Here is a 4,120-nt window from a genome sequence, read left to right as displayed (position 1 = left end):
CTGGTGCCGGGTGGGGTGGGGGGTCCGGCGCGCCGGACCCCGCGGCGCCGTCGTGCGGGTCCTCCTCGTCCTGCGCGGCGAGCGCGGCCACGACGTCGTCGAACGTGTCGTCGAAGGTGCCGTCGAAAGCGCCGTCGGAGGCGCCGCCGGGCTGGGCCGCACGAACCTCCGGGCGGTCGATGACCGTCACCGACGACTCGGTGACGCCGAGGAGGTAGCGCCGCCCGCCCGCCTCGAGCAGCACGGCGGCGCTCTTCTGCGTCAGCCCCTGGCGGGCGAGCACGGCCAGCCTCTCGCCGCCGGAGCGCGCGACGGCGCGGGTGCGCCGCCCCGCGACCCGGTGGGAGAACCACAGGAGCGCCAGGACGACGCCGAGCGAGAAGACGACCCGCAGCACGGTGGTGAGGTCCACGGCGTCAGTCGTCCGCGTCGAGGATCTTGGTGACGCGCACGCCGTAGTCGCCGCCGTCCACGACGACGACCTCGCCCTTGGCGATGGTGCGGCCGTTGAGCTGCACGTCCGCGGGGGCGCCGGCGGAGCGGTCGAGCTCGACGACGGCGCCCGGCTCGAGGTTGAGCACGTCGCGCACGGCCATCCGCGTGTGCCCCACGATGACCGACAGCCGCATCTCGACGTTGGAGATCCGGGCCAGGCGGCTGTCCGTGACGGTCTCGTCGGCGGGCGTGCGCAGCGGCCGGCGGGTGCGCAGCACGAACCAGCCGGCGGTGGACCCGTCGGCGTCCGTCAGGGCCAGCACCACGGACGCGGCGTCCTGCACGAGGTCGGTCGCGTCGCCGAGGGTGACCTCGCCGAGCACGCCGACGCCCGTGGTGGCGCCGGCCGCCTCGAGGGCGGGGCGCAGCACGTCGGTCACGTCGACCGGCCCGGACTCCGCCGCGCCCGCCAGGGAGGCGCGGTCGAGGAGCACGAGCGCCAGGTCGGCGCTCGTCGCGCCGACGTGCGCCGCGAGGACGGCCTGCGCGGCGAGCGCCGGCGACACCGCGTCTCCCCCGAGCACGGGCGTGAGGGGCGCGGCGGTCGGGACGAGCTCGACGAGCGCGCGGGCGGCCGCGGTGGCGGCCTCGACGGCGGGACGCTCGAGGCTGGTGGTGCTCATGGTCAGTTCTCCTCGGTGGTGACGATGCGGCAGGCGAGGCGCGTGCCGGACGAGCCGACGGCGCCGCGGGCCAGGACGTGGCCGTCGACGACGACGTCGAGCGGGCGGGACCGGTGGTGGGGCAGGCGCACGACGTCGCCCACGGACAGCCCGAGCACCTCCGCGGGCGTCATCGGGGCGGCCGCCAGCTCGACGGTGACGTCCGCCAGGGAGCGCGCGACGTGCCGGCGCGTGCGGGCGGCGGAGTCCGCCGCGTCGTCGGCCGGGTCGACCTCGCCCAGGTGCGGCAGCAGCGCGGACGCGGGCAGCGCGAGCGTGGCCCGGCACGCCCGCTCCCCCACCCGCAGGTGGAACTCCGCGACGATCATGAGCTCGGCCGCCGGCGCGGCCTGCACCAGCTGCGAGCTGTGCTGGATCGACGACAGGGTCAGCGGCCGCTCGAGCAGGCGGCCCAGTGCGTGCCGCAGGTCGCGCAGGGTCTCCGTGAGCAGCGACGTCATGAGCCCGCGCTCGAGGTCGGTGAACTTCCGGTCGACCGTCGCGACCGACGGCCCCGCACCGAGCATGTGCGCGATCCACGTCAGGGCGTCCGTGTGCGGGAGCTCGAGCACCGCCCGCGGGCCGACACCCTCGATCTCGCACACGACGACCGTGGTGGTCGTCGGCAGGTCGGCGACGTGGTCGTCGTAGGTGCGCATCGTCACCGAGGTGAGGGCCACCTGGGAGACCACGCGCACGCGCGCCGTCAGCTGGGTGCCCCACTGGCGCGCGAAGCTCTCGAACGCCATCTCGAGGACGCGGTGGTGCTCGCGCACCAGCGTCGTCGGGCGGCGGAAGTCGTAGACCTCGACCCGGGGGCGGGCGCCGGGCTGGACCCGGTCGGGTGTCGTCGTGCTCACGCGGTCCCTATGCGCCCGGGCGCGCGACAGCCTGCGCCGGTCAGCCGGCCGTGCCGGACACCACCCCGGGGATGAGCGCGCGCACCTCCTCCGGCTGCGCCGACAGCACCATGATGTCGACGCGCCGGTTGGTCGCGAGCGCCTCCGGGCTGCTGCCGTCCGCGAGGGGCCGCGCGTCGCCGAACCCGACCGCCGCCACCCGGTCGGCCGCGACGCCGTCGCGCTCGACGAGCTCGCGCAGCACCGCGGTCGCCCGCGCCGACGACAGCTCCCAGTTCGTCGCGTACCGCGAGCCGACGAGGGCGCGCACGTCCGCGTTGCCCTCCACCTGGATCTGGTACGGGGTGGGCCGCAGCGCCGGCCCGACGACGCGGAGCACCGAGCGGGCCTCCCGGGTGAGGTCGGCGCTCGCGGAGGAGAAGAAGGTGTCGGCCGAGACGAGGCGCACGGTGAGGCCGCGCTCGTCGATCGCGAACCGGACCGCGTCGGCGCGGCCGTCGGCGGCGAGCCGCCGCGCGATCGCGTCGCGCAGCGCGGTGAGGTCCGCGACCTCGGCGACCGCGCGCTGGAGGTCGGAGGGCTCCTCGGCGTCCGGGGCGGTCGTCCCGGTGTCGTCGGCGGCGGCCGGCGCGGTGGCGGGGTCGTCGACCTGCTGCGCGACGACGCCGTCCTCCACCGTGCCGAACCCCTCGGCCAGGGACGACTTGAGCTCCTGGTACTTGCCCTGGTCCACGGAGCTGATCGCGAACAGCACGATGAACAGGCACATGAGCACGGTCACCATGTCCATGTACGAGACCATCCAGCGGCCGCTGCCGCTCGTGTCGTGACCGCCGCCGCCGGATCCTCCACCGTGGCCGCGGCGCGCGCGGCGCGCCATCAGGCGGCCTTCGCGGCGGGCGCGGGCTCGTCGGGCACCATCGTCCGCAGCCGCTCGTCGATGACGCGGGGACGGGCCCCGGCCTGGATGGACATGTAGCCCTCGAGCAGCAGGGTGAGCCGCTCGACCTCGAGGTCGGAGACGCGCTTGAGCTTGGCCCCGATCGGCAGCCAGACGAAGTTCGCCGACAGGATGCCCCAGAGGGTGGCGATGAAGGCCGCCGCGATCATGTGGCCGAGCTGCGCCGGCTCGGACAGGTTCTCCAGCACGTGCGTGAGCGACACGACCGTGCCGACGATCCCGATCGTGGGCGCGTACCCCCCGACGGCGTTGAAGAAGCCGTACGCGACGGCGTCCTCCCGGGCCTTGGTCTCGATGCGCTCCTCGAGCAGCGTGCGCAGCTGGTCGGCGTCCGCGCCGTCCGCCAGCGACTGCAGCGCGCTGCGCTGGAACGGGTCCTCGGTCCGCTGGGACTCGGCCTCGAGCGCGAGCAGGCCGCCGTCGTTCTGCACGATCTCCGCGGCGTGCACGACCTCGTCGATCGCCTCCGCCGGGCGCGCGGGCCGGCCGACGAACGCGCGCGGCAGCGCCTTGACCGCCTGCAGGGCGTCCTTGAGCGTGCCCGAGGCGACGGCGACGAAGATGCTGGCGCCGAGCACGAGGATGATCGGCGCGGGCAGCAGGATCGACGTGAGCTGGGAGCCCTCGAGGAAGATCATCGCGACGAGCGCGCCGAACGCGAGGACGATGCCCCCGATGGTTGCCGGGTCCATGCGGCCTACTTCCTCCTCGGGTGCGAGCGCGGGGTCACGACCGGCTGGTCGTCGTGGGTCGGGGCGGCGGGCCGCACCAGCTCGAGCGGGGCGCGGGCGGGCTCGTCGGGCAGCGTGCGCGCGAGCGCCAGCACGCGTGCCTTGTACTCCTCGATCAGGCGGATCACGACGTCCATCGGCTCGCTGACGATGTAGCGCGAGCCGTCGATCAGGGTCACGCGTGTGTCGGGACCGTTCTCGACCCGGGTCACCAGGTCCGCGTTGAGCGCGATGCGCTCCGCGCTGTAGCGGGTCAGGACGATCACGGGACGGCCTCCGGGTCGGGCGGGGGACCCAGGTCGGGTCGGGTGCGGCGCGGGGCCGCCGGCCCCCCCGCCCCCCCCAGTCGGGCCGGGGCCCGCGCGGGGGGGGGCGGCGCCGCGGGTGGGTTTGGCCCGCGCGGGGCACCCC

6 protein-coding genes are annotated in these 4,120 nt (G+C 75.6%); all 6 read right to left on the bottom strand.

All coding sequences use genetic code 11. The annotated features are described in order from the left end of the window. On the bottom strand, positions 1-412 hold a 412-nt coding region (locus tag ACFUVW_RS19995; RefSeq protein ID WP_430573045.1), incomplete at its 3' end, for a FliO/MopB family protein. A 4-nt stretch (positions 413-416) separates the two neighbouring features. Beyond that, positions 417-1,118 carry a FliM/FliN family flagellar motor switch protein gene (locus tag ACFUVW_RS19990; protein WP_430573044.1) on the bottom strand — a complete coding sequence of 234 codons (702 nt, stop codon included), beginning with the start codon at positions 1,116-1,118 and terminating at the stop codon, positions 417-419. Positions 1,119-1,120: 2 nt separating this feature from the next. Further along, positions 1,121-2,017: a flagellar motor switch protein FliM gene (locus ACFUVW_RS19985; RefSeq protein WP_430573043.1), complete on the bottom strand. Its 897-nt coding sequence runs from the start codon at positions 2,015-2,017 to the stop codon at positions 1,121-1,123. Positions 2,018-2,057: 40 nt separating this feature from the next. After that, positions 2,058-2,897, bottom strand: a complete 840-nt coding sequence (locus ACFUVW_RS19980) for a flagellar motor protein MotB (RefSeq protein WP_430573042.1) — start codon at positions 2,895-2,897, stop codon at positions 2,058-2,060. Continuing rightward, positions 2,897-3,670, bottom strand: coding sequence for a motility protein A (locus ACFUVW_RS19975; protein WP_430573041.1), 774 nt, complete (start codon positions 3,668-3,670; stop codon positions 2,897-2,899). Before ACFUVW_RS19975 ends, ACFUVW_RS19980 begins: the two co-directional genes overlap by 1 nt. Before the next feature lie 5 nt (positions 3,671-3,675). Beyond that, entirely contained in the window at positions 3,676-3,975 is a 300-nt protein-coding gene (locus ACFUVW_RS19970; RefSeq protein WP_430573040.1) for a flagellar FlbD family protein, read from the bottom strand. Between the last annotated feature and the right edge of the window lie 145 nt (positions 3,976-4,120).

Origin of the sequence: Isoptericola sp. NPDC057391 (genome assembly GCF_042668085.1) — a bacterium.
GTDB lineage: Bacteria > Actinomycetota > Actinomycetes > Actinomycetales > Cellulomonadaceae > Isoptericola.
The sequence above is the reverse complement of the archived record's forward strand: the minus strand, read 5'-3'. Positions and strand labels throughout refer to the sequence as shown.

What these genes read in the sequence shown, in the direction of transcription:
- ACFUVW_RS19990 (WP_430573044.1), bottom strand. Translation starts at nt 1,118, where the DNA reads ATGAGCACCACCAGCCTCGAGCGTCCCGCCGTCGAGGCCGCCACCGCG.
- ACFUVW_RS19980 (WP_430573042.1), bottom strand. Translation starts at nt 2,897, where the DNA reads ATGGCGCGCCGCGCGCGCCGCGGCCACGGTGGAGGATCCGGCGGCGGC.
- ACFUVW_RS19975 (WP_430573041.1), bottom strand. Translation starts at nt 3,670, where the DNA reads ATGGACCCGGCAACCATCGGGGGCATCGTCCTCGCGTTCGGCGCGCTC.